Here is a 24,089-nt window from a genome sequence, read left to right as displayed (position 1 = left end):
TGATGAAGGTTATAAAAACTAAGTTACAAGGCTGTTTGGTTTTAGAACCTACACTATTTAATGATGATAGAGGGTATTTTTTTGAAAGCTACAATACCAATCGGTTTAATGATATTGTTGATCAAGAAGTTAATTTTGTTCAAGACAATCAATCATTCTCTACAAGGGGGGTTATTAGAGCGTTACATTATCAAAAAGGAAATAATGCACAGGCAAAGTTAATACGTGTTTTAAATGGCGTTATTTTAGATGTGGCGGTAGATTTAAGACCTCATTCTAAAACTTACGGAGAATATTTTTCAGTTGAATTGTCTTCAAAAAATAAAAAACAACTATTTGTGCCAAGAGGTTTTGCTCATGGGTTTTCTGTTCTTAGTGATACTGCTGAAGTTCTATATAAGTGTGATAACTATTATAATAAAGAATCTGAAGGTGGTATAATATACAACGATGCAACTTTAAACATTGATTGGAAGGTTAATCCCGAGGAAATTAAGGTTTCAGAAAAAGACTTGATTTTACCAACATTGAAAGAGGTTTTGGTATGATTAAAATTTTAGTAACTGGAGCAAATGGTCAATTAGGTCAGTGTATACAAGTGTTAAAGAATGCTTATTCTAATTTGGAATTTACATTTTGTAATTCAGATGAGCTAGACATAACTAATGAAGAAAGGTTAAGGTTTTTTTTTCAGGAATATAAATTTGACTATTGTATTAACTGTGCGGCATATACAAATGTAGATCAGGCAGAAAAAACTCCCAATAAAGCTTATTTGGTCAATGGTCAGGGAGCAAAAAACATAGCAGAAGAATGTAGAAAACATAGTGTAACTCTAGTGCATATATCTACTGATTATGTTTTTGACGGAGAAAAAGGCTCTCCTTATACAATATCAGATAGTACAAACCCTATTAATGAGTACGGAAAATCTAAACTAATGGGTGAAAAGTATATTAAAGAAATACTAGAAGAATATTTTATTATAAGAACGTCCTGGTTGTATTCAGAATTTGGGCATAATTTTTATAAAACTATTTTAAACAAGGCTAAAAAGGGAGAAAATCTGTCCGTTATAGATACAGAAATTGGTTGCCCAACAGATGCAAACAACTTAGCTAAGTATATTATAGATATAATTATTTCTGATAATAAGGATTTTGGAATTAAACACTTTACAGACGGAATACCTATGACGTGGTTTGATTTTACTAAAGAAATATTAAAAAAAAATCAGCTAGATAAGACTACAAAGCTTGTAAGGGCTAATAATTATCGTAGTTTTGCTAAAAGGCCTAAGAATAGTACACTTTTGTGTGATTAACTTTGATTGATACAATAAAATATATAAAGTGATAAAGAAAATTTGTTGCATTGGGGCAGGATACGTTGGTGGACCAACAATGTCTATTATAGCTCAAAAATGTCCTGAAATAGAAATTACGGTTGTCGATTTAAATCAGAAACGAATAGATCAATGGAATGATGCAGATGTATCTAATATTCCTATTTATGAACCTGGTTTGTCCAATATAGTTGCAGAGGCAAGAGGAAGAAATTTATTTTTTGACACAGACATTGATAAAGCTATTGATGAGGCAGATATGATTTTCATTTCTGTAAACACGCCAACAAAAACCTATGGTAAGGGCAAAGGCATGGCTGCAGACTTAAAATATATTGAGCTCTGTGCAAGGCAAATAGCACGCGTAGCTACGTCCGATAAAATTGTGGTTGAAAAGTCGACTTTACCTGTTAGAACGGCACAAGCAATTAAAAATATATTAGACCATACAGGTAACGATGTTAATTTTGAAATACTATCTAATCCAGAGTTTTTAGCAGAAGGTACGGCTGTTTCAGATTTAACCAATCCAGATAGGGTGTTAATAGGCGGACAGCAAGAAACTGAAAAAGGAAAACAAGCAGTACAGGCTTTGGTAGATGTTTATGCTCACTGGGTGCCTAAAGATAAAATTTTAACAACCAACTTATGGTCTTCAGAATTATCTAAACTAACAGCAAACGCATTTTTAGCGCAAAGAGTGTCTTCTATAAATGCAATGAGTGAGCTATGTGAAATTACAGGAGCAGATGTAGATGAAGTCGCAAAGGCAATAGGAATGGATAGTCGTATTGGTCCAAAATTTTTAAAGTCGTCAGTTGGTTTTGGTGGCTCATGTTTTCAAAAAGATATATTAAACTTAGTTTATATAGCCAAATCCTATGGATTAAACGAAGTAGCAGATTATTGGGAGCAGGTAATTATTCTTAATGATCATCAAAAAAGAAGATTTGCACATAATATTGTTAAAACACTATATAATACAGTTTCAGACAAAAAAATTGCATTTTTGGGTTGGGCATTTAAAAAAGATACAAACGACACTAGAGAGTCTCCTGCAATATATGTAGCAGAAGAATTACTGTCAGAACAGGCAAAGATATCTGTTTGGGACCCTAAAGTAAAAGAATCTCAAATTTATACAGATATTAATGCATTAGGTTCTATTGAAACCGATGAGGTGAATAATAGGTTAAAAGTTAGTGGTAATGCATATGAGGCTTGTAAAGACTCGCATGCTATTGCTATTTTAACAGAATGGGAGGAGTTTAATACGTATGATTGGCAACGTATTTATGATAATATGCACAAACCAGCCTTTGTTTTTGACGGTAGAGGGGTGTTAAATAAAAATAAACTTCAAGAAATAGGTTTTGTGTATTACAGAATTGGTGAGGGGAGTGTTTAATAGTTTTTAATATAGATTAAAGATGAATAATAAATCTTATTTTTCACATAATTCAGCGTTTGTTGATGACGATTGTATTATTGGTGAAGGAACAAAAATATGGCACTTTAGTCATATAATGTCAAACTGTACACTTGGGAATAATTGCAATATTGGTCAAAATGTAGTCATTTCTCCAGATGTAATATTAGGCAATAACGTTAAGGTTCAAAACAATGTCTCTTTGTATACTGGAGTAATCTGTGAAGATGACGTTTTTTTAGGTCCTTCAATGGTTTTCACTAATGTTATTAACCCTAGAAGTGCTGTTAACAGAAGAGGGCAGTACTCCAAAACCATAGTAAAAAAAGGAGCATCAATAGGTGCTAATGCTACTATAGTTTGTGGTAATGATATTGGAGAATACGCTTTAGTAGGGGCTGGATCTGTTGTGACAAAAACAATAAAAGCTTATGCTTTAGTTGTAGGTAACCCGTCCAAGCAAATAGGTTGGGTTAGTGAGTATGGACATAGATTAAATTTTAATGATGTAGATATTGCAGTTTGTCCAGAAAGTAACCAAAAATATAAATTAGAGAATAATTCCGTAACTCGTATAGATTAAGTTTTATGAAAATAGATTTTGCCAATTTAGGGTTAGCATACCAAGAGCACAAAGAGAATATAGATGCAGCAATGTCTGATGTTTTGAACAAGTCTAGTTTTATAATGGGACCAATTGTTTTAGAGTTAGAAGATAGACTTTCGAATTTTGTAGGAGTAAAGCATAGTATTTCCTGTGCGTCTGGTACAGATGCTTTGTTATTAGCAATGATGGCTGTAGATATACAACCAGGAGATGAAATTATTACAACTCCATTTACTTTTATAGCAACAGCAGAAACAATTGCTTTTCTAAAAGCTAAACCAGTGTTTGTAGATATTGATGAAAAAACCTACAATATTGATAGTTCTAAAATTGAAGAGGCTATAACAGATAGGACTAAAGCAATAATGCCAGTTTCCTTATTTGGTCAGGTTTCTAATATGTTAGAGATAAATAAAATAGCAGAAAAACATAACTTAATTGTTATTGAAGATGCGGCACAAAGCTTTGGGGCAACTTATGAGAATAAAAAAAGCTGCAATCTTAGTCATATAGCTTGTACTAGTTTTTTTCCAGCAAAACCTTTAGGGTGTTTCGGAGATGGTGGTGCGGTTTTTACAAATGATGACGAATTAGCAGAAAAAATAAAAAGTCTTAGATTGCATGGGCAAACAAAAAGATACCATCATAAATATATAGGTATGGGTGGGCGTTTAGATGCTTTACAGGCGGCTGTTTTAAATGAAAAGCTAAAACACTATAATGTAGATGTTTCTAGAAGAAATAATGTAGCTTTAAAATATTCTGAACTACTAAAGAATCATACAATAATTCCTTTTGTAGAACAAGATAGAACATCTGTTTGGGCACAGTATTCAATTCGTGTAAAAAACAGAAGTGAGATTCAGGAATCTTTAAAGTCATTAGGAATACCTACAGCAGTACATTACCCTGTACCTTTACACTTACAGGAATGTTTTAATTACCTTGGAGGAAAACAAGGTGATTTTCCTATGGCAGAAAAAGTGTCTCAAGAAATAATGAGCTTACCAATGAATCCATATTTAACAGAAGAAGAAGTAGAATATATATCCACTAATTTAATAAAATTGCTATAAATGAAAAATTTTGCATTAATAGGAGCTGCTGGTTACATAGCACCAAGACATATGAAAGCTATCAAAGATACTAATAACAGCTTACTTGCTGCTTATGATAAAGGAGACAGTGTCGGTGTAATAGATTCTCACTTCCCTAATGCCGACTTTTTTGTGGAATTTGAACGTTTTGACAGGCATATTGAGAAACTCAAATATGACAAAGGAACTTATTTAGATTATGTAAGTATCTGTTCTCCTAATTATTTGCATGATGCACATATACGTTTTGCATTACGTAGTGGAGCAGATGCAATTTGTGAAAAACCATTGGTTCTTAACCCTTGGAATATAGACAAACTTCAAAAAGTAGAGGAGAAAACAGGTAAAAAAGTATACAATATCCTTCAATTAAGAGTTCACCCAAGTATTATAGCTTTAAAGGAAAAAGTAGCAAATACTAAAAAAGACACAAAATTTGAAGTAGATTTAACGTATTTAACATCTAGGGGAAATTGGTATTTTACCTCTTGGAAAGGGGATGTTTCTAAGTCTGGTGGTATAGCTACTAATATAGGTGTGCACTTTTATGATATGTTATCTTGGATATTTGGAGATGTACAAGAAAATATTGTGCATGTTCATGAAAAAGACAGAGCAGCAGGTTATTTAGAGTTTGAAAATGCTAGAGTACGTTGGTTTTTATCTATTAATTCGGATTATTTACCAAAAGACATTAGAGATAAAGGACAAACAACATTTAGATCTATAACTATAGATGGTGAAGAATTAGAGTTTAGTGGCGGTTTTACAGATTTACACACAATGGTATATAAAGACATACTTAGTGGTAAAGGGTATGGTTTAGATGCAGCTAGAACAGCTATTAATATTGTACACAATATTAGAAACACTAAACCTGTTGGATTAAAAGGCGAGTATCATACTTTTTTAAATGAAAAGAAATAATTTCATAACTTTTTTAAAAAATAGGTTTACTAAGTCTGAATTTTCTAAAAATGTTTTTACTTTAATTTCGGGCACAGCAATAGCTCAGTTAATACCCTTATTAATTGCGCCTATTTTATCAAGAATATATACTCCCGAAGAGTTTGGACGATTGGCACTGTATTTATCTATTACACAAGTTTTAGGAGGAGTTTCTAGTGGTAGGTATGAATTGGCAATAGTTTTACCTACTAAAAAAAAGGAAGGTGTTCAGTTAACTTTATTATCAATATTTATAACGATTGTAGTTTCATTAGTTTCGTTAGTTTCCATTTTATTATTTTCAACAGATATAGCAAATTTTTTAGGAGATCCTAAGCTAGATAAATGGTTATATTTTGTGCCCTTGAGCGTATTAATGATAGGTATATTTAATGCTTTGAACTACTTTAACACCAGAGAAAAAGCATTTCAAAATATTGCTAAAGCTAACGTCTATAAATCTTTCGGAGGTAATGGTATTCAATTCTTTTTTGGAATTATTAAATACACGTCAGGGGGCTTAATAATTGGTCAAGTTTTTTCACATTTTTTCGGGAACATAAAAATGTTAAAAACATTTGTAAAAAATAAAAAAATCTTAAACAAGACTACAAAAGAGGATTTAAAAGGATTAGCAATGCGCTATGTAAATTTCCCTAAATTTTCTGTTTGGGGAATTTTCTTGAATTTAATGTCTATAAATATTATAAATGTATTTATTTCATCAATTTATAGTTTGTCTATATTAGGTTATTTTTCGCACGCGTATAGATATCTTGGGTTACCTTCTTCTTTATTAGGAAATGCATTTTCTCAGGTATATTTAGAAAAATCAATTTCAGACTATAAAACTTTTGGAAATTCAAAAGAGTTATTTCTTTCAACTGTTAAAAAATTATCAATAATTGCTTTTTTTATTTTAATAGGTGGAATTCTTTTTATTGAAGAAATTTTTGTATTAGTTTTTGGTAATAATTGGATAATTGCTGGAAAATATGCAAAAATACTTATTCCATTATTTTCCATAAGGTTTGTAGCATCTTCATTAAGTGTTACATTCATAGTTTACGAAATACAGAAAGAATCATTATTTTGGCATTTTTGCTTATTTTTATTAAGCTGTTTTTTGATGGTGATTTTTATATTTAATGAGTTTGATGTAAATACTTTTTTATATGCCTATACAATATTACTATTTATGTACTATTTCTTGTTCATCTACAGAATGTTTATAATAACTAAAGGAAAAACTTAATGGAGACTATAAAAAAAATTGTTGCATATATTTTTTATCCGAAAATAAATGTAGAAAAAAATCCAATATCAGTTGGTAGTATAATAAGAATGGGAATTACTCAGAGGATATTCGGAATAAATAGAAAAATTCCTTGGCCGGTTCATTTTACCTCTTCTGTGTCTTTTTCAAATAATATTATTAGAGAAGATGGGGCATCATATCCTGGTTACATGCCAGGAGGATATATTCAGGCAAAAAGTAAAATTTACATAGGTAAAAATACAAGGATAGGGCCAGGAGTTAAAATTATCAGTGAAAACCACGATATATATGATATTGACAATCATATAAAATCCTCTCCAATAAAAATCGGGAGAAATTGTTGGATAGGAGCAAATGTTGTGATTTTGCCTGAAGTAGAAGTTGCCGACTATACAGTCATTGCTGCTGGAGCTGTGGTAACTAAGTCGTTTAAAGAAGGTAATTGTATTTTGGGAGGTGTACCTGCAAAAGTTATTAAAGAGTTAAAAAATAATTAATGAAAATTATTATAGCAGGAGATGTATTTTTAGGAGGGGATTTAATAGGTGAAGACTTAAAAAGTAATATAAATATCCGAGAGTTTCATTCATCTGATATACGAATTTTAAATCTAGAACATCCTATTACAAATACAGAGGATAAGGCTGATAAAGCTCTTTTGTATACAGATACTTCTGTTATAGAGAATTTGGTTAAATCAAATATAACAGCAGTTAATTTAGCTAATAATCATATTCACGATAAGGGAAATAAAGGGATTTTAGATACGCTCAAGGAATTAAATAAATCAGGCATAGGCCATTTTGGAGGAGGAGCAAACTTAGAAGAGGCAAAAAAACCATATTGGGTAACTAAAGATTTATGCTTTTTAGGTTATTGTCAATTTAACTCACCCACTTTAAATGATATAAAGTTAGCGACAAAAGATTCTCCAGGTGTAAATCCATTAACTCTAGAATCAATTTTAATGGATTTAGATGCACTTCCTAATAACACAAAAGCAATTTTATATTTTCATTGGGGAAGGGAGCATGTTTGGTTAACTCAATATAAGAATATAAACTTAACCAGAACACTTTTAAAACATACTAAAGTCAAAAGTATTATAGGAGCTCACCCCCATCGAATTCAAGGATTTATAGAGGAAAAGAACAAGAAAGCTTATATAAGCCTAGGTAACTTTTTGTTCCCTAATTTCTATTTTAAGAAACCAATTGATATAATTAACTATCGAGTAAAAGCAAAAGTAAAAATAACTAGGCAATATCATGAGGTTAATAGAATAACATATAAAAAATGGAGAAATGTAAATCGTGTTTCTCAACTCATAACTTATGATACTCATTCGGACAAATTAGATCATATTTTGGTAAAACAAATGGATGATTATCCTGAAGTAATTAAAGTTAAGGGAGTTGAAAAGCTATATTTTGAGCTTATTACCAATTATATTAGTTACTTATATAAACTACCTAAATGCTTATATGTTTTCTTAGAGAGAATAACATCTTACATTCGTTTTAAAGTGTGGTTTTTGCAAATTTTGATGTTTAAAATTAGAGAGAGAGGAATCAAATGGTTGATAACTAAACTTAAATTAAAGCTATATGGAAAATAGGTGTGCAGTAATTTTGGGAGGTTATGTAAATGGCTACTCTATAATACAAGAACTAAGCAGTTTTAAAGTTGAAAACATTGCTCTTATACATTATGGGAAACAACTAGCTAGCTACAGTAATAAATTAAATAAAAAAATAAAAATAAATAAAACAAAAGAATCTTTATTAATTGCTTTACATAAGTTGAATAGAGAATATGAATACTTGGTTCTTTTCCCTACTGATGATTTGCAATTGGAAAACTTACTCTTATTAAAAAAGGAAATAAGCTCTTTTTGTTTTTTACCTTTTAATGATAAAAACCTATTAAGTACTTCTAATAAAGCCGTTCAATATAAGTTTTGTGAGGAACTTGGTATTCCATATCCAAAAACAGTTGAAATTAGTAAAGTCGATGATTTATTGGGTTTAGAAAAAATTTCATTTCCAATTATTGTTAAACCAAATAAAAGAGAAGACCTCAAGGTAAAAGTTTTTAGGTCTATCACTATTAATTCTAATAAAGAAATAGAATCTTATAAACAGAGTATAACAGGCTATATTGATAAGGGATTAACATTTATAGCGTCTGAAATAATACCGGGAGATACCAATGGTAGTATATATGCTTATACGGCTTATAGGAGTCCCAAAAGTGCAAAAATAGAAAATGAATGGATCGGTAAAAAATTAACTCAGTTTCCAAATGATTATGGTGTATTTTCTAGTTCATCAAATAAGGCTCCCGATATCATAAAAAAACAAGGTAGATTGCTATTGGATGGTATGAATTTATATGGAATTTGCGAGCCAGAATTTAAGTTTGATTATAGAGATAATAAATATAAATTAATGGAGATTAATCTCAGATCTATGATGTGGCACAGAACTGGAAATTTATCAGGGGTTTACTTACAATACACTCAATGGTGTGATGCTATTGGTATAAAAATAGAGCATACAACGCAGAGTGAAGAAGAGGTTTATTTTTCATATCTTAAGCATGAAATTCTTAACTTGATATTTAAAAGAAAATATTTGAAATATTTCAAATCGAATCTCTTAAGTGAAAAAAGAAATATAGCTTTGTTTGATAGAGAAGATTTGAAACCTTTTATTGTAGATCAACTTGCAACATTTCTAGATATGTTTAAAACTGTCATAAAAAAAATTATAAATAAAAAATAATGGCAAAATCGTTCAGAAACAAGATTAAGCTGTTCTTTAAAAAAATAAAGCTCAATAGCAAGGGGGTTATTATTTATAATAATGTAGTTTTTTCTAATGTAGTTTTTTTAGGGAAGGCAAAAGTGGAGCCGTATTGTAGATTGATAGGGGAGCCAAAAATAGTAATCGGAAATAATTTTTATGCAAATTCAGGTTGTCATTTTTTAGGAGAAATTAAAATTGGTGATGATGTAATGATTGGTCCTAAGACTATAATTTGGGGCAGAGATCATGGAATGAAAAAAGGGATAAAAATGAATTTGCAAGATCATACTAATTTACCAGTCGAAATAGGTGATGATGTATGGATAGGGGCAGGAGTAATTATTTTAAAAGGAGTCAACATTGGTAATGGAGCTGTTGTTGGTGCAGGTAGTTTGGTAAGTAAAAGTGTTCCAGAAAATGCAATTGTAGTAGGTAATCCTGCTAAAATTGTAAAATATAGAGAGGCGGAATGATTATTTACACAAATTCAACGGCGCTAAATGAAAAAAAATATGTTTTTGACCAAGTTTTTTCTAATTTTTTGAGTGTTGGTTATAGGGTATCTATTGATGATAGCTTATCTACTATAAACATCGAGATTAGTGGATTTAAAATTATATTAAACTCAGATTTTTTTAACCAATTCAAGAATTTAGAATGGCTATCAAAGAAGACTATGCCTTTACTTCCTTTAAAACGACTAGAGAATAGGTATGAATTTTTAGATAAGAATATTCAAAATCTACCAATACTTTACGGTAAGAATAGTCTAGAGTTAGGTAAGGATAAAATAACAATTGGTATAGATGTATTTGGGTCTATTTTTTTTATGTTATCTAGATATGAAGAACTTGTTGTAAAAGAAAAAGATAACCATAGTAGATTCCCTTATAAAGAGTCGATTTCTTTTAAAGAGGACTTTATTATGAGGCCCATTGTAGATGAATATATTATGTTATTATGGAGTTGTATTAGGCATCTATGCCCTACGATAGAAAGAAAACAACACAAAATAAATACATTCATTAGTTGTGATGTAGATTTTATTGAGGATGAGGGTGTCAGATTTCCCGGAATATTTAAAAGAGTAGCAGGAGACCTTATTAAAAGAAAATCTATAAAAAGTCTTTTTAATTCAATTTGGATATTTTTTCAAGTATCAGTGTTAAATAAAAAGAAACTAGATCCATATAATTGTTTTGATTTTATGATGGATGTTTGTGAAGAAAATAAACTTAAAATGGCATTTTACTTTATTCCTAGAAATAATAAAAATGCTATTGACGGTGATTACGATATTGATAGCCTTGAAGTTATTAAAATAATGAAGAACATTATTAAAAGGGGACATGAAGTAGGGTTTCATGCGAGTTACTATAGTTATAAAGATAAAGACAAGACAAGACAAGAGTTAGAGTTACTGTGTAGTGTTTATAAAAAATCAGGAGGTAATATATGTGATTTAAAAGGAGGTAGGCAGCATTATTTAAGGTGGGAAACAGGTTATACAGAAAAAAATTGGGAGAATATTAACCTTGTTTACGATACTACTTTAGGATATGCGGAGCATATAGGTTACAGGTGCGGAACTTCTAGAGAATATAACTTTTATGATAGTCTTAATAGAGTTCCACTAAACCTTAAAATTAGGCCGTTATTGGTAATGGATGTATCATTACTAGATGATAAATATATGGCACTTAAATACGAAGAATCAATAGCTATAGTAGAAAAGATATATTCTTCTATTCAAATGTATAAAGGAAATTTTACGTTACTTTGGCATAATTCATCACTCAATAGTTTTGAAGAAAAAAAATGTTTTAAAAAACTAGTAGGTCTCAAACCAGAATAAATAAATGTATATGTTAAGCTTTATTGTAAAATAATTATAGATGAAAATAGCTTATATTCTTCCTATAGATATAGAAAAATATGAAGGAGTTTTGAATAAAGTTGACTCTCAAGTATTGGAATGGATAAATAATAAAAATGAAGTTGTTATTTATCTAATCACAAATAATAATATATCACACCTAGAATCTACTTCTTTATATGGATTATATAAAAAAGGTAAGATAGAAATAATTAAATTAAAACAATATGGAGGCCTGCCCGTAGACTTAATTAAAGACTGGTTAAATTTAGATTCTGCTTATAGAAGTGTTTTAAATAAATTAGTAACCTTTAAGCCAGATGTTATTTATGCAAGGACTTCTCTATATCAGCCATTTTATAAAAAGCTTGGAAAAAACAATAATTTAATTATTGAAGCAAATACTGATACGAATTCAGAATATAATCTTCAAAAATTTCAAACTATTAAATATTTTTTAAGGTATATTTATTTTAAACTAACAAATTATTTTTTTTTAAAAAGAGTTACAGCGATCGCAGCTGTTACTAATGAGATAGCAGCTTTATTTAAAAAGAAAAACACAAGAGTTTTTCCTAACTCTATTATTGTTGATAATTATCCGAAATTTAGTAGTAAAAACAATAAAAAGAAAAAAGTAGTCTTTTTAGGGTCGCCGAATATGCCTTGGCAGGGGATTGATATACTATTATTGCTTTCAAAAAAAATGATAAACATTGATTTTGATGTAATTGGTTATGAGGGTAAAGATTTTGAAATGTTGCCTAATGTCAATTTCCATGGCTTTATGAATAAAAAAAAATATTTAGAAATTTTGGAATATGCAGACGCTTCTATTGGCACTATGGCTTTATATAGGAAAAATATGCAGGAGGCTTGCCCTTTAAAAGTCAGGGAATACCTTGCTTGTTGTAAACCAGTAATTTTGCCTTATAAAGACACTGCTTTTGAATTAAATGGTTATCCTGAATGGGTTTTAAAATTGCCAAATAGTAGAGAAGGTATTTTAAATTCTGTAGAGGAAATAACGAGTTTTATAAACAAGTGCGACCAATTAGTAATAAATAAAAATGATGTAAAAAAATACGTAGATGTATCTGAAATTGAAAAAAATAGATTGCAATTTTTCAAGGAGATAATGGATAAAAAATAAATAACGCTTTATGTTAAGTAGAAAACTATTTTTGTCTTTATATGTTATTGCAATATTGGCATTTTTTACATTAAGTTACTCTAGTTTTTATAGTAATTTTTTTGAGTTTTTTTTAATTGTTTTGGTATTAATCAACCTAAGGACTATCAATAAGTCAGTAATTTTACTGTTGTTATCAAGCACTGTTTATCTCGTTACAAGCCTAGTTTATTCTGTTGCTTATAATCAAGCAAATATCTTAGATTTTTTACTGATTTATAAATTTTTTGTCTATGCTATTTTACTTTCTTTATTGGTAAATAAAAAAAATTTAAATCAGGTTGATTTTGTAAGTTTTTATAATTTTTTATTATGGGTGTTTTTAATAAAATATATAACCAGTATTGTTTTTTTTGGAAATAATAGGCCTATAGTATTCTATGAAAATAACTATGAACTAATGCTTCTTTCCTTATTATTTTATCTTAAAAATATAGTAGTCCAAGAGGGGGTTTCTGTAAAAGACCAAGTATTTTTGTCTACTATTTTTATTTTATCAGGTTCAAAATCTGGAATTTTGATTTTATTGTTTATGTTAAGTATTATAAATTATAAGTATTTAGCAAAAAAAGCACATATTATTGTTCCTTTTGTGTTTGTTTTAACTATAACAGCTATCTTTATTTTTAAACAAAGAATGGGTGGTACTTTTGATATAGAGAAAATTGATAGATTTAAGTTTTTAATGGTCTTTTTATCAGAAGTAGAGGATTGGTCAATTTTAGATTTTTTAATTGGTGCAGACAGAATTACTTCTTTAAGTAGTTTTGCTTGCGGTAAACTAGGGTATTACCAAAGTTTATTTAGTTATAGTGGTGACGGAAGTTGTTATTCTGTTATTTTTCATTCATTTATCTTAAGGGTCATATATGATCATGGTATATTTGGATTATTATTTATGTGTTATTTTGTTTATAAAATATTGAAAGTTTCAGGTTTTACTAAAAAACAATGCTACACTGTTTTAGGTATAGCTTTGCTAAATGGCTTATCTGTATCTTCTTTTAATAGTATTTACTTTGTTTTAGGTGTTGTTTTTTACCTAACCATTAATAATAAGCAGGCTAATATTTTAAAAAGAGAACATTATGCGGTTAATTAGTTCCATTTCTAATCAATCTTTTCTTCAGATTTCACTTTCTCTTTTTTCTTTTTCTTTAACCTTTAGTCCTAATTGGAATAGTAAGGCACTTATTCTCCTTGTTATTTCAGTTATTTTTAATATTAGAAAAGTTAATTTCTCTATTAAAAGAAATTCGATAATTAATGTGATTATATTAACAGTTATTTATTTAACGTTAAATATGCTTTTTTTACTTAGTAAAATTCAATTTGAAGGATATGAAATTATTGGAATTTTTGCCTTGTTTTATTTACTTTTTAATCTTGTTAATTTTTCTAAAGTAAAGATTAAACCTATTTTATATTCTTTCGTGATAGGGGTATTATTAGTTGGCGTTATCAATTTAATGTATTTTTTAGTTCAAGCAGATTTTCTCAAGAGTTTTAAATTATTTAATCAATGGAATAATTTTTTGTTTATTGATATTCATAAAATTTATTTTTCTATTAATATTAATGTAGCCTATGCTATAGTACTATTTTACTATTTTAAAAAAGAGATAGCATTTTTAAAATTATTTGTTTTTATACTTTTAACTGTATTATTGCTGTTTTTTACAGGAGCAATGAGTGGTATAGTTATTTTCTTTTTACTTTCGGTATTGGCTCTTTTTAAACTCTTTTTTATTCATTATCTGAAAGCCATCACTACTTTTTTTATGTTGGGCCCATTATTAATTATGTTTTTGTTGTCTTTTAGTGAAGTTCAGGATGTTTTCCAAACACTAGATGGGGAAAGATCTCGAATTAGAAATTACAATGTTAATGTAAACTTGTTTAAAGAAAGTCCAATTTTTGGCTATGGTGTAGGTAATGAAGAAAACACGATGCAGTCTGTTAGAAATATTAAATCATGGGAGTTTATAAATAATTACAATGCTCATAACCAGTATTTTGAATTTTTAATTGGTGGTGGGATTTTGTACTTAACACTCTTTGTTTCTATTTTATTTTTAGCTTATTACAGGTTGATAACTATTGATGGCCCTTTTTCTTTTTTCTTTACTAATCTTTTAATTTTATTCTTATATGTTTTTTTAATTGAGTCACTTTTAGTTAGACACCACGGTATAATGCTATTTTCATTCTTTATTAATCTTATCTTCATTTTTAGTATTAATGAAAAACAAAAAGCAAAAAATGAAATCTAACATATCTATTTTAAAAATTAAATGTCTAAATGAGAAGGGGAACTTAATAACCTTTCTTAATCCATTTAGCTATCTATTATACAGGAAAAATAAAAAACTGTTTTTAGAATTTGATAAAATTTGTATAGATGGCATCGTTTTAGTTTTGATGGTTAGGCTTATTGGAATAAGGGTAGATAGACAGAGTTTTGATATGACTTCGTTGGCTCCGGTAGTATTTGGTGATTGTATAAAAAATGGCGAGTCTATTTATTTTATAGGTTCAACTGAATCATCAATTCAGCGATTTATAAAAACCCTAACACTAAAGTTTGATAAGTTAAACATTTTAGGTTACAGAAACGGATATTTTAATTCACAAAAAGATAAAACTAAGGTTATAAATAATTTAGTTAATCTTAATCCTGATGTTATTGTCGTAGGTATGGGAACACCTTACCAAGAAGAATTTTTAGTAAACTTAAAAAATAGAGGTTGGAAAGGTCAGGGGTATACTTGTGGAGGGTTTATTCATCAAACAGCAAAAGGGATTAATTATTACCCTAAGTTTTATGATAAATTTAATTTAAGATGGCTTTATAGAATGATTGATGAACCTAAATTAATTAAAAGATATTTATTATATTATCCTTTATCTGTTTCTTTGTTTATTTTTGACGTGTTAAAATATAAATTTAAGAAATAGGTTATTCACTAAATGCTATCTAACCAACACAGATTTTCTTCTTTACTTGTGCCGTTTTCATACGGGCTAGATTTACTTATTATAAATCTATTTGCCTATTATATGCCTATTAATTTTGAGAATGCATTAGTATTTCATTGTTACCTATCTTGTGCTTGGGTTATACTATCACTAAAAAGTAATTTTTATGAAGTTTACAGGTATAGTAAAGCAACCAGAATACTAATATTACTTTTTACGCAGTTTGTATTTTTCTTTTTAATTCTCTATGCTTTTATTGGGTTTTTTAAGCAGCCCAATATAAGTAGGCTAGAGTTAGGTAAGTACTTTTTGTATGTAGGTCTTGTAATATCTATTGTCAAGTTTGCTAATTACTATATTTTAATGAGCTATAGAAAGCGAATAAAAGGTAACCTAAGAAATGTTGTTGTTATTGGTAAAAATAAAAAAGCAGATCAACTTGTAAATGTTTTTCAAGAGCGAGTAGAGTATGGATATCAGTTTTTAAAGCAGTTTTCAACAAAGGATGATAATTTTAAATTGGAAAATAGTTTCGATTACATATCAAAGAATAATATTGATGAAATATATTGTTCTGTTACAGAACTTTCAAACAAGCAAATTATTAATCTTATCAATTTTGCAGATAACAATTTAAAGACACTAAAATTTATACCTGACAATAAAAACATTTTTTCAAAGAAGCTAAAGTTTGAATATTATGATTATATACCTGTGCTTTCTTTACGTGAAATTCCGTTACATGAAGGTATAAACGCATTTGTTAAACGTTTGTTTGATATTGTTTTTTCCTTAGTGGTTATTGTTTTTCTATTATCATGGCTTATACCTTTAATGGCTATTATAATAACTTTAGAGTCTAAAGGACCTGTCTTCTTTAGACAAAAAAGAAACGGTATAGATAATGAAGAGTTTTATTGTTATAAATTTAGATCTATGGCTCCTAACAAGGATGCAGATAATTATATGGCAACTAAAAACGATATGCGTATTACCAAAGTAGGAAAGTTTATACGTAAAACCAGTATAGATGAGTTGCCGCAGTTTTACAATGTATTATTTGGTTCTATGTCTGTTGTTGGTCCAAGACCACATATGGTTAAGCATACCAGTGAGTATGCTAATAAAGTAAATAAATATATGGTAAGACATTTTGTTAAGCCTGGTATTACTGGTTTAGCACAGGTAAGAGGCTATAGAGGAGAAATAGAAAAAGATGAAGACATTTTAAATAGAACAAAGTTTGATATTTTTTATATTGAAAACTGGTCTTTATTTTTAGATTTAAAAATAATAGTACAAACCGTACTTAACGCTGTTTCTGGAGAAGAAAAGGCATATTAATATATAGAATGAAAAAAGTACTTATTACTGGAGCAGCGGGGTTTTTAGGATCTCATTTATGCGACAGGTTTATTAAAGAGGGTTTCTACGTAATTGCAATGGATAACTTAATTACGGGCGACTTAAAAAATATTGAGCACCTTTTTCCTTTAGAAAATTTTGAGTTTCAACATCATGATGTGTCTAAGTTTATTCATATTCCTGGTAAATTAGATTACATACTTCATTTTGCATCACCTGCAAGTCCTATAGATTATTTAAAAATTCCTATTGAGACATTAAAAGTTGGTGCTTTAGGCACACATAATTTGCTTGGAGTAGCAAAAGAAAAAAACGCTACTATTTTGGTTGCTTCTACTTCTGAGGTATACGGAGATCCGTTAGTACACCCGCAAAACGAAGAATATTACGGTAATGTGAGTCCGGTTGGGCCACGTGGCGTATATGATGAGGCAAAGCGTTTTATGGAGTCTATTACAATGGCGTACCACCGTTTTCATGGACTAGACACGCGTATTGTTAGAATTTTTAATACTTACGGACCAAGAATGCGACTAAACGATGGTCGTGTTGTGCCAGCATTTATGGGTCAGGCTTTACGAGGAGAAGATTTAACGGTCTTTGGCGATGGAAAGCAAACAAGGTCTTTCTGCTATATAGAAGATCAAGTAGAAGGCATTTATAGGCTTCTAATGAGCAATTATAGCTATCCTGTTAACATTGGTAATCCGAATGAAACCACTATAGGCGAATTTGCAGAAGAAATTATTAAACTTACCGGTACAGAGCAAAAGGTAATTTACAAGCCTTTACCAACAGATGACCCAATGCAAAGACAACCAGATATTACAAAAGCAAAAGAATTATTAGACTGGGAGCCTAAGGTCTCTAGAGAAGAAGGACTAAAAATTGTTTTTGACTACTTTAAGTCGTTATCCCCTGAAGAATTACAAGATAAAGAACACAGGGACTTTTCTAAATAGAGAGTCAAGAAAACAGAAAATAGAGTAGAGAAAATAGATAAAAGAGATTTTTGTCTTGCATACTGAATCTTCTAGTGCAACGATCTTGAATCTAATTTCTCGTAACAGTAAGTCTGTATTCTTTGTTCTAATAGCGTAGCAATCTATACTCTCATTTCTTTTTTTCTTTTTTTTAAAGGATATTAATTTGCCTTACTGTATTTTTGGGCAAACTTTTACATTATGAATATTCTTATCCTTGGATCTGGTGGTAGAGAACATACTATTGCCTGGAAACTAAATCAAAGTAAAAAGCTAAGCAAACTATTTGTAGCGCCTGGTAATGCTGGTACTGCGGCAATAGCAAAAAATATACCAATTGGTGTTAATGATTTTCAAGCTATAAAAGAAGTTGTTATTACGGAGCAAATACATATGGTTGTAGTTGGTCCAGAAGATCCTTTGGTAAATGGTGTACATGACTTTTTCTTAAACGACATCGACCTAAAAAATATTCCTGTAATTGGTCCTCAAAAAGCAGCTGCAACTTTAGAAGGTAGTAAAGATTTTGCCAAGGAATTTATGATGCGTCATAATATTCCTACTGCAGCATATAAAAGTTTTACAGCAGATACGTTGGCAGAAGGACAAGCGTTTTTAGAAACCTTAAAAGCTCCTTATGTTTTAAAAGCAGATGGTTTAGCAGCAGGTAAAGGTGTTTTAATTTTACAAGATTTAGAGGAAGCTAAAAAAGAACTTGCTTCTATGTTGGTAGATTCTAAATTTGGTGATGCTAGTACAACTGTTGTGATAGAAGAGTTTTTAGACGGTATAGAGCTAAGTGTTTTTGTACTTACAGATGGTAAAAACTTTAAAGTATTGCCAACAGCAAAAGACTACAAACGTATTGGCGAAGGAGATACTGGTTTAAATACAGGTGGTATGGGTGCTATTTCTCCTGTTCCTTTTGCTAGTGAGGAGTTTATGAGTAAAATACACAACCAAATTGTAAAACCAACGATAGAAGGACTTGCTAAAGATAATTTACCATACAAAGGTTTTATTTTTATTGGATTAATTAAGGTTGATAATGAGCCAAAGGTAATTGAATACAATGTACGTTTGGGAGATCCAGAAACGGAAGTTGTTTTACCGCGTTTGCAAAACGATTTAGTTGAGGTTTTTGAAGCTGTTGGTAACCAAACATTAGATGCTATTGATATTAAAATTGATGAGCGTACGGCAACTACAGTGATGACAGTTTCTGGTGGTTACCCTGAGGCGTATGAAAAAGGAAAAGAAATTACCGGCTTAGATGCCGTAGATGGTTCTATTGTATTTCATGCAGGTACTAAGTTAGATGGTAATAAAGTGGTTACTAATGGTGGTCGTGTAATGGCATTAACATCGTTTGGTGCTAATTTTAAAGAGGCTTTAGCACAATCGTATAAAAACGTAGAAAAGCTTCATTTTGATAAAATAAACTACAGAAAAGATCTAGGTTTTGATTTGTAAGAGTTAAAACCTAACACAAATAAAAACCCAACTAGTAACTACATAAGTAGCTAGTTGGGTTTTTTGTATATGAGTAAATCTAAATTTAGCCGGTACAGCTAAAATAAGATATTTTTAGATCTTAATAAATGAGTGTGCGTTAGTACTTTTGTCTTCCTCGCCGTTAGCAGCGTGCTCTTTAAGTTGTAACATCCAATATACCATTGCTATTGCACCAATAATCATAAAAATCCAGTTAAGCGTATTTGCAGCCCACCAGTTTTCTAATTCTAATGCTCTTAAAAAATCTAAAGGAGCAAAAAGTACATCAACAAATAAATCCTCTATTGCTTTAAAAAATGTTTTCATCTTATATGTATATTTACCGTGCAAAAATATAAAAACTCTAGATGATTTCAAGCTTTTTTAGCAAAACAAAACCTATAAATTACATAATTGTACTTACTTTATTGTTGGTGTTTTATTGTGTAGCTCGTTTTTTTGGACAAAACGTCTTGTTTACACTGGGTTTAGTAGGTACTAACATTGGCATAGTTGCATTACTTTTTTTTACCATATTTCTTGTAAATTTTATTGTAAAACGTAATAAAATTACCCAAACAAACTCTTTTACGGTACTTTTTTATGTTTTATTGTGTCTTTTTTTTCCTGCTTCATTAATAGATACTAATGGTATTTTTTGCAGTTTTTTTATTGTTTTGGCTACCAGAAAAATTTTAAGTCTTAAGTCTTTAAAGGAAATTAAATATAAAATTTTTGATGCTTCAATGTGGATTATCATTGCCAGTTTGTTTTATGACTGGGCTTTGCTGTACCTAATCTGGGTATTTATAGCTATTTATATTTACGAGCCAAAAAACATAAGAAACTGGTTTTTACCTTTATCAGCTTTTGTTACTGTAGCACTAACAACTTCTGCGGTTTTAGCAATTTTTGGAAGGCTAAATTTTATATTAGACCATTATGTTTTTACACTAAAATTAGATGCAGATATGTTTAAAGAGTGGAGCAAGAGTTCTGCAACCATAGTGTACTTAATAGTAGTAATTATAGTTGGTGTTATTAGCAGTATAAAGCTTGGTAAAAGTGGCGTTGGTCGTTTGGCAAGTATGCGCCTTGTAGCTATATCATTTACCATAGGTATTTTTATAACTTTGTTTGAAACCAATTTAGGATACTTTCCAATAATGATTACCTTTTTTCCTGCAGCAGTGTTTCTTACCAATTATATAGAAATTTTACGTAAACCTCGTTTTAAAGAGTTAAACCTTTTTGTTGCTATTTTGGTTCCAATAACGGTATTTGTATTTAAGGTTTTACTGAAGTAAAATTGGTATATTTGCTTAAAATTTTCCAGTATGTTTAGTGATTTTGCCTTTAAAATATTTAACGAAAGTATAGATAAATACCACGTTCTAGATAACGTGTACCAAGCTTTTAATAATCCATATCCAAAGGATGAAATTGCACATTTATTGTACCGTAAAAACTGGATAGATACCGTTCAGTGGCATTATGAGGATATAATTAGAGATCCTAACATAGACCCTGTAGATGCGTTAGATTTAAAACGTAAAATAGATGCTAGTAATCAAGATAGGACAGATTTGGTTGAGTATATAGATAGTTATTTTTTAAATAAATACCAGTCGGTACAAGTAAAAGACAATGCAACTATAAATACAGAAAGTCCAGCTTGGGCTATAGACAGATTATCTATCCTTGCGCTAAAAGTTTACCATATGCAAGAAGAAGTAACTAGAACAGATGCATCTGAGGATCATAAACAAAAATGTAGCGATAAACTTGCTGTTTTATTAGAACAGAAAAAAGATTTGTCTACTGCAATAGACCAATTGCTTGCAGATATTGAAGCTGGTAATAAGTATATGAAAGTGTATAAGCAAATGAAAATGTATAATGATGACGAGCTAAACCCTGTGCTTCGTGCAAAATAAGCATCAAGAACACATATTAATAATTCGTTTATCTGCTATGGGAGACGTTGCAATGACGGTTCCTGTTGTAAAAGGACTATTGCAACAAAATCCTACTTTAAAAATTACAGTCTTAACTAGGGCCTTTTTTTCGCCAATGTTTGCACAGTTGCCAAACGTACAAGTGTACCAGGCAGACGTAAAAGGTAAGCACAAAGGTGTAAACGGACTTTATAAATTATTTAAAGAGTTAAAGGCAATGAATGTTACTGCTGTGGCAGATATTCATAACGTTTTACGATCTAACATTCTAAAACAGTTTTTTAAATTATCTGGTATTCCTTTTATACAAATTGATAAAGGCAGAGCCGATAAAAAGGCGTTAACAGCAAATAAAAATAAAGTTTTTAAGCAGCTGAAAACTACGCAGGAACGTTACGTTTCCGTTTTTAGCAAATTAGGATATACAATTAAGCTTGATGATTCTTGTGCTTTGGCAAAAGAAAAATTATCTGATACTGCCATTGCGTTACTGCCAAAAGAACCAAAAAAATGGATAGGAATTGCGCCATTTGCAGCTTTTGAGGGTAAAACGTACCCTTTAGAGCTTATGCAACAAGTAATAAGTAGTTTAAATACCACCAATACTTATACAGTTATCCTTTTTGGAGGAGGAGATAAAGAAAAAGAAGTTTTAGGTAAATGGGAACAAACCTATAGCAATTGTGTTTCTGTGGTTAAAAAGCTAAGCTTTACAGAAGAACTCTCTTTAATCTCAAACTTAGATGTTATGTTAGCTATGGATAGTGGTAACGCACACTTAAGCGCAATGTTTGCCGTCCCAACCATAACACTTTGGGGAGTTACACACCCATTTGCTGGTTTTTACCCATTTGCGCAACAAAGCACAAATGCATTGTTAGCAAACAGAGAAAATTACCCACTTATACCAACATCTGTTTACGGTAATAAATTTCCACCGGGTTATGAAAAAGCAATGGAAACCATACTGCCAGATGATGTTGTTAAAAAGGTTTTAGAGGTTGTTGGGTAATTCGAAATAGCATAAATGTTTCTAAATTTCTATTTTAAAAACTTAAACATCTTAAAAAACGATAATTTAATCTCTATCGCTTAACAGCAATAGTTTTAAAATAACTGCGCAATTGCTGAATGTATTTGTAACGAAGTAATTTTGCATTACCATTTATCATTAAAACACGTACACCCATATAGGAAGACATCAAAAAGCTAGCAACAGCTTCACTATCTACGTGGCGGTCTATAAAGCCATCTGTTTTGCCTTTTTGTAAATTGGTAATAAGATTTACTTCCCATACCTTAAACATCTCTTTAAGGAGCTTTACAATAGTTTCGCTTTTGCCACTAAACTCCGTCATAAACTTACTTAGTACAAAACCATTGTCTAATACATTATGTTCTGCAGTTTCTAATGCGTTATCAAAACATTTATCTAGTATTACAGCAGGATTTTCTTGTCCCTCAAAAGGAGCAATTAACTCACTATACACCTTAGGGAAAATAATATTCTGTAGAATACTAATAAAAAATTCCTCTTTAGATTTAAAATGATAATAAAAGGCACCTTTTGATAAGGACAACTCTTTTAAAATATCATCCACACTAGTGTCATAATATCCGTTTTTATAAAATATTTCTAGGCCAACAGACTGCATTCTTTGCATTGTAGCCATACGTTTTAAGTTCTTTTCCATTATAGCTTCTTTTTCTAGTAAAAAGACTGGTTAGTTTGTTACAAGATTGTGTTTAATTATAGCAAAACACATTTTATAGGTTGTAAATGGCAAGGGAAACGATAAACTACTTAATTCAATTAAATAAAATATAGTTTACACAACTATATAAACTACCTAGTTTGTTTTATTATTGTGTAAAAGTGGCAATAAATCTCAAAATTTGATGATTTTGTGCTGTAATTATAGTATTTATCTTACAAAAAATATTTAATTAGAAAATTCTGTGTTATTTTTATAAAAGAAATTAAGGTTTCTGTTTTTTAACGACCAAGCAACCACAATGAGATTACAGAGGAACAAAACTGTTTTATTAGTTTTTTCCCTTTCCGCTAAAATAGAAGCAGAAAGGAAACCTTTGTTTGGTGCTAAAAAGCAAAAGGTTTCTACACAGTTTTTTGACATATTAATTAAGAACACATTAGAGGTTGCAAATAAAAGTAATGTAGACGTTGTTTGGTTAGATGAAACTCAGCAAAAAGGAAACACTTTTGCAGAGCGTTATGCTAATGCCTATAAAAGTCTTTATGCGCAAGGGTATACCAATGTAATTTCTATTGGTAATGACACACCAAATTTAACAGCTAATCATATACAACAAGCTGTAGATGCAATGGCTACTAAAAAGGTAGTTTTTGGCCCGTCTAAAGATGGTGGTATATATTTGTTTGGGGTTCATAAAAGTATTTTTAATGAAGATGCTTTTAAAAACTTACCTTGGTTAACTTCTAAATTATCTAAAAAAATACATACTTTGGCTATTGCCAAAAATGTGCCTTTTACGGTTTTAGAAACACTTAAAGATTTAGATACTACTGCTTCAGTAATTTGTTATGCATATGAAAACCCCAATTCGGTTTTAGGTAGTTTTATTCTTTTTCATACAAATATAAAATCTAAAAGCACTTTAAAAACAAGTAACAATTTAGTTGCGTTGTTTTATACTTCTTCGGTTTCTCGTAGAGGACCTCCAAGGTTATAAATTATTTAAATC

The 24,089-nt window shown here is 29.9% G+C and carries 25 protein-coding genes; 23 read left to right on the top strand and 2 right to left on the bottom strand.

Annotated elements, in window-relative coordinates; translation table 11 throughout:
• The first annotated feature begins 2 nt into the window (after positions 1–2).
• The 19 genes from rfbC (at position 3) to purD (ending at position 19,383) form a co-directional block, all read left to right on the top strand.
• Positions 3–548 carry a dTDP-4-dehydrorhamnose 3,5-epimerase gene (gene rfbC, locus JM80_RS03660; protein WP_186439779.1) on the top strand — a complete coding sequence of 182 codons (546 nt, stop codon included), beginning with the start codon at positions 3–5 and terminating at the stop codon, positions 546–548.
• On the top strand, positions 545–1,324 hold the full coding sequence (gene rfbD / locus JM80_RS03655) for a dTDP-4-dehydrorhamnose reductase (RefSeq protein WP_144709254.1): 780 nt from the start codon (positions 545–547) through the stop codon (positions 1,322–1,324). Before rfbC ends, rfbD begins: the two co-directional genes overlap by 4 nt.
• Positions 1,325–1,403: 79 nt before the next feature.
• A complete protein-coding gene (locus JM80_RS03650) occupies positions 1,404–2,753 on the top strand; it encodes a nucleotide sugar dehydrogenase (protein ID WP_370511834.1) in 1,350 nt (449 codons plus the stop codon).
• A gap of 22 nt (positions 2,754–2,775) precedes the next feature.
• Entirely contained in the window at positions 2,776–3,357 is a 582-nt protein-coding gene (locus JM80_RS03645) for an acyltransferase (protein WP_144709252.1), read from the top strand.
• 5 nt (positions 3,358–3,362) lie between these two features.
• On the top strand, positions 3,363–4,457 hold the full coding sequence (locus JM80_RS03640) for a DegT/DnrJ/EryC1/StrS aminotransferase family protein (protein WP_144709251.1): 1,095 nt from the start codon (positions 3,363–3,365) through the stop codon (positions 4,455–4,457).
• The gene (locus tag JM80_RS03635) at positions 4,458–5,405 is read left to right on the top strand and encodes a Gfo/Idh/MocA family protein (RefSeq protein ID WP_144709250.1); all 948 of its coding nucleotides are present in this window, start codon (positions 4,458–4,460) and stop codon (positions 5,403–5,405) included.
• Positions 5,392–6,681 carry a lipopolysaccharide biosynthesis protein gene (locus JM80_RS03630; protein ID WP_144709249.1) on the top strand — a complete coding sequence of 430 codons (1,290 nt, stop codon included), beginning with the start codon at positions 5,392–5,394 and terminating at the stop codon, positions 6,679–6,681. Before JM80_RS03635 ends, JM80_RS03630 begins: the two co-directional genes overlap by 14 nt.
• A complete protein-coding gene (locus tag JM80_RS03625; RefSeq protein WP_144709248.1) occupies positions 6,681–7,202 on the top strand; it encodes an acyltransferase in 522 nt (173 codons plus the stop codon). Before JM80_RS03630 ends, JM80_RS03625 begins: the two co-directional genes overlap by 1 nt.
• Positions 7,202–8,323, top strand: coding sequence for a CapA family protein (locus JM80_RS03620; protein ID WP_144709247.1), 1,122 nt, complete (start codon positions 7,202–7,204; stop codon positions 8,321–8,323). The genes JM80_RS03625 and JM80_RS03620 overlap by 1 nt, the downstream gene beginning before the upstream one ends.
• On the top strand, positions 8,313–9,491 hold the full coding sequence (locus JM80_RS03615) for a hypothetical protein (protein WP_144709246.1): 1,179 nt from the start codon (positions 8,313–8,315) through the stop codon (positions 9,489–9,491). Before JM80_RS03620 ends, JM80_RS03615 begins: the two co-directional genes overlap by 11 nt.
• Before the next feature lie 122 nt (positions 9,492–9,613).
• The gene (locus JM80_RS16645) at positions 9,614–9,988 is read left to right on the top strand and encodes a DapH/DapD/GlmU-related protein (protein WP_304487040.1); all 375 of its coding nucleotides are present in this window, start codon (positions 9,614–9,616) and stop codon (positions 9,986–9,988) included.
• A complete protein-coding gene (locus tag JM80_RS03605) occupies positions 9,985–11,370 on the top strand; it encodes a polysaccharide deacetylase family protein (RefSeq protein WP_144709244.1) in 1,386 nt (461 codons plus the stop codon). Before JM80_RS16645 ends, JM80_RS03605 begins: the two co-directional genes overlap by 4 nt.
• A 40-nt stretch (positions 11,371–11,410) precedes the next feature.
• On the top strand, positions 11,411–12,544 hold the full coding sequence (locus JM80_RS03600) for a glycosyltransferase (RefSeq protein WP_144709243.1): 1,134 nt from the start codon (positions 11,411–11,413) through the stop codon (positions 12,542–12,544).
• Positions 12,545–12,554: 10 nt separating this feature from the next.
• Positions 12,555–13,685, top strand: a complete 1,131-nt coding sequence (locus tag JM80_RS03595) for a hypothetical protein (protein WP_144709242.1) — start codon at positions 12,555–12,557, stop codon at positions 13,683–13,685.
• The gene (locus JM80_RS03590; RefSeq protein ID WP_144709241.1) at positions 13,672–14,856 is read left to right on the top strand and encodes an O-antigen ligase; all 1,185 of its coding nucleotides are present in this window, start codon (positions 13,672–13,674) and stop codon (positions 14,854–14,856) included. The genes JM80_RS03595 and JM80_RS03590 overlap by 14 nt, the downstream gene beginning before the upstream one ends.
• The gene (locus JM80_RS03585; RefSeq protein ID WP_186439751.1) at positions 14,846–15,541 is read left to right on the top strand and encodes a WecB/TagA/CpsF family glycosyltransferase; all 696 of its coding nucleotides are present in this window, start codon (positions 14,846–14,848) and stop codon (positions 15,539–15,541) included. Before JM80_RS03590 ends, JM80_RS03585 begins: the two co-directional genes overlap by 11 nt.
• A gap of 12 nt (positions 15,542–15,553) precedes the next feature.
• A complete protein-coding gene (locus JM80_RS03580) occupies positions 15,554–16,906 on the top strand; it encodes an undecaprenyl-phosphate glucose phosphotransferase (protein WP_144709239.1) in 1,353 nt (450 codons plus the stop codon).
• 8 nt (positions 16,907–16,914) lie between these two features.
• A complete protein-coding gene (locus JM80_RS03575; RefSeq protein WP_144709238.1) occupies positions 16,915–17,889 on the top strand; it encodes a UDP-glucuronic acid decarboxylase family protein in 975 nt (324 codons plus the stop codon).
• 222 nt (positions 17,890–18,111) lie between these two features.
• Positions 18,112–19,383 carry a phosphoribosylamine--glycine ligase gene (gene purD / locus JM80_RS03570; RefSeq protein ID WP_144709237.1) on the top strand — a complete coding sequence of 424 codons (1,272 nt, stop codon included), beginning with the start codon at positions 18,112–18,114 and terminating at the stop codon, positions 19,381–19,383.
• 114 nt (positions 19,384–19,497) lie between these two features.
• On the opposite strand, the gene JM80_RS03565 is transcribed toward purD, so the two are convergent.
• The gene (locus tag JM80_RS03565; protein ID WP_013620937.1) at positions 19,498–19,731 is read right to left on the bottom strand and encodes a hypothetical protein; all 234 of its coding nucleotides are present in this window, start codon (positions 19,729–19,731) and stop codon (positions 19,498–19,500) included.
• Between the two features lie 41 nt (positions 19,732–19,772).
• Between JM80_RS03565 and JM80_RS03560 the strand changes: the two genes are divergently transcribed.
• From JM80_RS03560 to JM80_RS03550, 3 genes are read left to right on the top strand one after another with little or no spacing between them, the layout of a single operon-like run.
• Positions 19,773–20,711 carry a DUF6427 family protein gene (locus JM80_RS03560; RefSeq protein WP_144709236.1) on the top strand — a complete coding sequence of 313 codons (939 nt, stop codon included), beginning with the start codon at positions 19,773–19,775 and terminating at the stop codon, positions 20,709–20,711.
• A gap of 30 nt (positions 20,712–20,741) precedes the next feature.
• Entirely contained in the window at positions 20,742–21,341 is a 600-nt protein-coding gene (locus tag JM80_RS03555) for a DUF4254 domain-containing protein (RefSeq protein WP_144709235.1), read from the top strand.
• A gap of 37 nt (positions 21,342–21,378) precedes the next feature.
• A complete protein-coding gene (locus JM80_RS03550) occupies positions 21,379–22,374 on the top strand; it encodes a glycosyltransferase family 9 protein (protein ID WP_144711147.1) in 996 nt (331 codons plus the stop codon).
• Positions 22,375–22,447: 73 nt separating this feature from the next.
• Here JM80_RS03550 and JM80_RS03545 read toward each other — a convergent pair whose 3' ends face one another.
• Positions 22,448–23,056, bottom strand: coding sequence for a TetR/AcrR family transcriptional regulator (locus JM80_RS03545; RefSeq protein ID WP_144709234.1), 609 nt, complete (start codon positions 23,054–23,056; stop codon positions 22,448–22,450).
• 322 nt (positions 23,057–23,378) lie between these two features.
• Here JM80_RS03545 and JM80_RS03540 point away from each other — a divergent pair, with 322 nt between their 5' ends.
• Positions 23,379–24,077 carry a DUF2064 domain-containing protein gene (locus JM80_RS03540; RefSeq protein WP_144709233.1) on the top strand — a complete coding sequence of 233 codons (699 nt, stop codon included), beginning with the start codon at positions 23,379–23,381 and terminating at the stop codon, positions 24,075–24,077.
• Positions 24,078–24,089 lie beyond the last annotated feature (12 nt).

The organism is Cellulophaga sp. RHA_52 (assembly GCF_007827205.1).
Classification (GTDB): Bacteria; Bacteroidota; Bacteroidia; order Flavobacteriales; family Flavobacteriaceae; genus Cellulophaga; species Cellulophaga lytica.
The sequence above is the reverse complement of the archived record's forward strand: the minus strand, read 5'-3'. Positions and strand labels throughout refer to the sequence as shown.